This window comes from Stenotrophomonas sp. AGC87 (assembly GCF_057333975.1).
Genome location: NZ_JBHFHW010000015.1, coordinates 79,940 through 84,259, shown reverse-complemented (window position 1 = coordinate 84,259; position 4,320 = coordinate 79,940). Strand labels below are relative to the sequence as shown.

Sequence of the window (4,320 nt, the reverse complement as noted above, 5' to 3'; positions counted from 1 at the left end):
CAGCCGCGCTACGCCACTTGCCGTTGATCGCAGCAGCCGGGCGCAGCAGTTCATTGGCTTCGCCGAAACGTTCCTGGCGCAGGCGCACCGAACCCAGCCCACCGAGTGCCTCGGCATCGCGCGGCCGCGCGCGCAGCACCTGCGCAAAGCGCGCTTCGGCCTGGGCCAGATTGTTGCTGTCCAGCGCGCGGAAGCCTTCGCCGAGCAGGCGCTGGTTCGGGTCCTGCGGCACGGGACGGTTGGCCACGGCCTGCTCGCGCAGCTGCGCCTGCTTGGCCGCCACTTCACGATCATTCGGCACCACGTCCAGGAAGGCCTGGTACAGCCCGGCATCGGCGGTGGTGGCGTTGAGCCACAGCAGCGCCTGGCGCCAGGCCGCACGCGCGGGGCCGGCGGTGTCGGTGGCTTGGCTGAGCGTACGCAGCTGGGCGATGCCCTCGCGGCGGGTCGGCTCGCGGTAGGTCAGCACCTGGGCCAGCGCGAGCTTGGCCGGGTTGTTGTTGCCGGTGGCGATACGGCGCAGGCCATCGCGCGCGCGCGTCCAGCCTTCCGGCGTACCGGCCAGCACCTGGTAGTACTCCAGCGCCAGGTCATTGGGCGGACCGCCGGCACCGAACGCTTCGTCATAGGCGCGCACCGCTTCGACATAGCGACCGGCTGCCGCCGCGCGACGCGCGGTCTGCAGCTGGTTGCCACCACCACCGCCGCCGAGCGCCATGCGCAGGCGCGTGGCCTGCGCCGAGGAGGGATGACGTGCCTGCAGCTGCTGCAGACGCTTCTGCGCTTCGGCACGGCGGCCTTGGTTGAGGTCGATCAGGCCCAGGCCGAGCAGTGCATCGGCCTGGTTGGGATCGGTCGCCAGCAGCTTGCGCCACGCATCGGCCGCCAGGTCCTCGCGGCCCTGGTCCTGCCAGTAGTTGCCCTGGCTGACCAGCTGCTGCGTCGATGACGCGTTCTGCGCAAAGGCCGGCACGGTCAACACGCACAGGCCGACCAGGCAAAGGGGTGTCAGGGTCTTGCGGAACATGGCGAACTCCACGCGGGCAGCAGTCGCCCATCGGCAGAAAAACGGTAGCGGCGATCCATCCAGCCCTTGCCGAACAGCACCAGGGCACGATCGTAATAGTTGAGGGTGCCGGCCGCGGGAATCCGCGCCAGCTGTGCCTTGGCCAGCGCGGGCTGGCCAAGGGCACTGAGGTACGGCAGCAGTGCGGCGGCAAAGCCCGGCGACGGTGCGCCGGTGCCGACGCCACGGCGCGTCTCGATCTTTTCGGCGAAGCCGGCCTGCGCGCGCAGCAGCGATGCCGGGCCGGACAGGCCGTCGAGCAGCGTGCGCCGCAGCGGATCGGCCGGGTCGGTCATGCCCGCCCAGAGGTAGCAGCGGATAGCATCGTAGCTGCCGGTCGCGCCCTTGGCCGGGTCGACCACGAAGGCCTTGCCGTTCCAGGCGATCCAGTCCGGCGCGAAGCCGACCGGTGCACTGGCGCGCACCATCGCCACGCTGCGCTCGGCCAGCCGCGCCCACGGACCACGTGCATCGACGGCGGCGAAGCGGCGCAGGACGAACAGCGGCAGGTAACTGGGGTTGAGCGTCCAGCGGTCGGCCTGCACGAAGCCGCGGTTGCCCGGCAGCAGCATCGGTCCGAAGCCGGGCAGCTCGACGACTTCGGCCGTGCGCATCAGCGCCAGCGTCTGCCGCCCGGCCTCGACCAGGCCGGGGCGCTTCCACAAGCGGCCGGCTTCAAGCAACGCGTAGGCGATCCACAACTCACCATCAGAGGCGGTGTTGGGGTCGAGCACGCGGAACTGTCCATCGGCCGCCTTGCCCCACAGCCAGGCCGGCAGATTGAGATCGGCGCGGCCTCGGCAGAGGTGGCGGCGGGTCCAGGCCAGGATCCGATCGAACAGGATCGGATCGTTGTCCACCAGTGCGAAGAACAGTCCGTAGGACTGCGACTCGGACGTGCTGCGCAGATCGGTGTTGAGATGATCGACCACGCGGCCATCGGCCTCGATATGCCGACCGACGAACGCCCGCCACTCACGCCACGGCGTGCCACACGCTTGCGCCAGGGCATTGAGCGGCAGCGCGGCGGCAGCACCGGCGGCCGCCAGCGCCTGCAGGAAGCGACGGCGCGGCGGCGCCGGCACGGGGTCGGACGTGTCGCGCATGCTCAGCCGGACATCCCGATACGGGCCTTGGCGTTGCGCTTGAGCAGCCAGCGCGCGATCAGCGCCAGCAACAGGCACCCCAGGCCCACGAAGGCGGCCAGCAGCAGCGGACTCTGCGAGAAGTACCAACGCAGCCAGGTCAGCGGCGGCAGGTGGCCGACGTAGTAACTCTGGTTGCCGGCCAGGCTGCGCACCTTGTCTTTCTGCAGCAGCACCACGCTGCCCTGGAAATCACGCAGGCGGTCCGGGTCGAACCACGCCTCGAACAGGCGGTTGACCTGCGCCGGATCATCGGCCATCACCGCGATCACGCTGCGCCCCTTGCGCAGAGGAGATTCGAAGCCCATCAGGACTACATCGCCAGCATCCGGACGCACCGACACTTCGGCGGTGGTCGGCAGATCGGTACGGCGCGCATCCGGCGACAGGAACGACGGCATCCGCTCGAACACCCAGTCCGACAGCTGGAAACGGCGGGACTGCCCCGCCTCGCCGATCGGCAGGTGCGCGGCCCACTCACCGAACAGCGGCTGGCTGCGACGCGACCCCAGCACCACCAGATCCTGGTCGGCGTGCTCGCCCACCTGGCCGGCGGCGATGATGCGGTTGCGCAGCGCCGGGTAACCGGTCGAGGCGCCCATGCGGCCGAGCAGGGTCAGCACGTTGCCGACGTCATCGGCATTGGGGTTGTTGGGCAGCACCAGCACGGTCTCGGAAAGATCGGCCAGACGCGTGAACGGATAGCCGGCATTACCGAAGGCGGCCAGGTTGGGCATCGCCATGTAGTGGTCGAAGCCGCTCAGATCGATGCTGGTGTCGCCGTCGATCGCTGCGGACACGTCCGGGAAGGTGTTCTTGCATTCGGCCGCCTGCGGGCGATCAAAGAAGAAGTGGAAGCGCAGCTGGCTGTTGGACGAGAACGGGCCGGTCGGCAGCATCACCTTCTGCTGGATCGGCATCACGCCCGGCGCCTTCATCTTGTTCCACAGCATCTCCGACACCGAGCGCGGTGCCGGGCGGCCGTTCAAGGGCAGCGTGGTGACGAAGGCATCGTTGATGCTGATGTTCAGCGCCGACTTGTTCGCGCCTTCCGGCAGCGTGTAGCGGTAGCGCAGATCCAGCGGGATGCCATCACGGCGCCACGTGAACAGATCCGGCGGCAGCTGCAGGCCGATCCGGATCAGGTCCGGGTGGTAACCGACCACGTTCAACTCGCTGGTCTGCTGGACCAGTTCGGAGACACGCACCGGACGATCGCTGGGCACCCACTTTGGCGCGTCGTACGGCTTGCGCGGCGCGATTTCCTTGAAATCGCCGATGCTGGCGGTCGGGCCGGACAACGGCGTGCCCAAGGTCAGCGCGGTGGCCGCGATGCGCAGCTCAGCGTCGTCGCGTCCTAGCACCAGCAACAACTTGCCGTTGGCATCGTTCGGGTTGGCGATCACCGCCAGGGTCGGTCCGCTGATGTCGGGCAGCACCAGGCCGGCCGGCGGGTTGCGCGGAGTCGCCACGACCACCGCATTGCCCTCCAGCGGCACGGTATCGATCGAGGCCGGGAACAGCGCGCCGCGATACCCGGCCAACGCACCGAACCACGAGGAGACGATACCGGCCGACTGCAGCAGGCCCTGCCCCGGCTGCCCGGTGAAGACGAACGGCAGTTCCAGCCGGTTGGTGTCGCGGGCATCGAAGAACGGCACGGGCAACAGCGACAGATCGTTGGTCAGCTGCAGCGGGCCCAGCCTAGTTCCAGATAGCTGCCGCTGTCGATGTTGGCCCACAGGCTGGTGTGGTCCGGATCCTCGCATTCGCGGGTGTAGTGGCCGATCAACTGCAGGTTGATGCGGTTGTAATCGATGATCATGCGCGGATCGATATCGATGTCGCGCTCGATCATCCGCCCGGCCTGCTCGACCGGCGTGGGCAACGTCGCCACGGTGACGTCATTGACGGTCACCTTCAGGTGCGACAGGTCGGGCAGCAGCGCCGGGGAATAGCTGTATTTGAGGTGCAGCGAGGCGCGATCGACCACCTGATCGTTGCGGATCGAGAACGGCACACCAGCGGTGCCCTGGATGCCCCGCAGGGTGATCTCGTAATCAATGCCGAGCTGCTTGAGCGTGGAGCGGCTCTGCCGCGAACCCGGCC

General features: G+C 68.5%; 2 protein-coding genes and 1 pseudogene. All 3 read right to left on the bottom strand.

The window, feature by feature from the left end; translation table 11 throughout:
- The coding region (locus ACE026_RS06505; protein WP_486038429.1) for a tetratricopeptide repeat protein at positions 1 to 1,027 on the bottom strand (1,027 nt) is incomplete at its 3' end.
- Positions 1,009 to 2,172 carry a cellulose synthase complex periplasmic endoglucanase BcsZ gene (gene bcsZ / locus ACE026_RS06500; RefSeq protein ID WP_486038428.1) on the bottom strand — a complete coding sequence of 388 codons (1,164 nt, stop codon included), beginning with the start codon at positions 2,170 to 2,172 and terminating at the stop codon, positions 1,009 to 1,011. The genes bcsZ and ACE026_RS06505, both read right to left, overlap by 19 nt.
- A gap of 2 nt (positions 2,173 to 2,174) precedes the next feature.
- Positions 2,175 to 4,320 (bottom strand): annotated as a pseudogene (bcsB, locus tag ACE026_RS06495) (cellulose biosynthesis cyclic di-GMP-binding regulatory protein BcsB); the annotation flags it as partial.

Excerpts from the sequence above, each read along its gene's own strand:
- bcsZ (WP_486038428.1), bottom strand. The coding sequence starts at position 2,172 with ATGCGCGACACGTCCGACCCCGTGCCGGCGCCGCCGCGCCGTCGCTTC.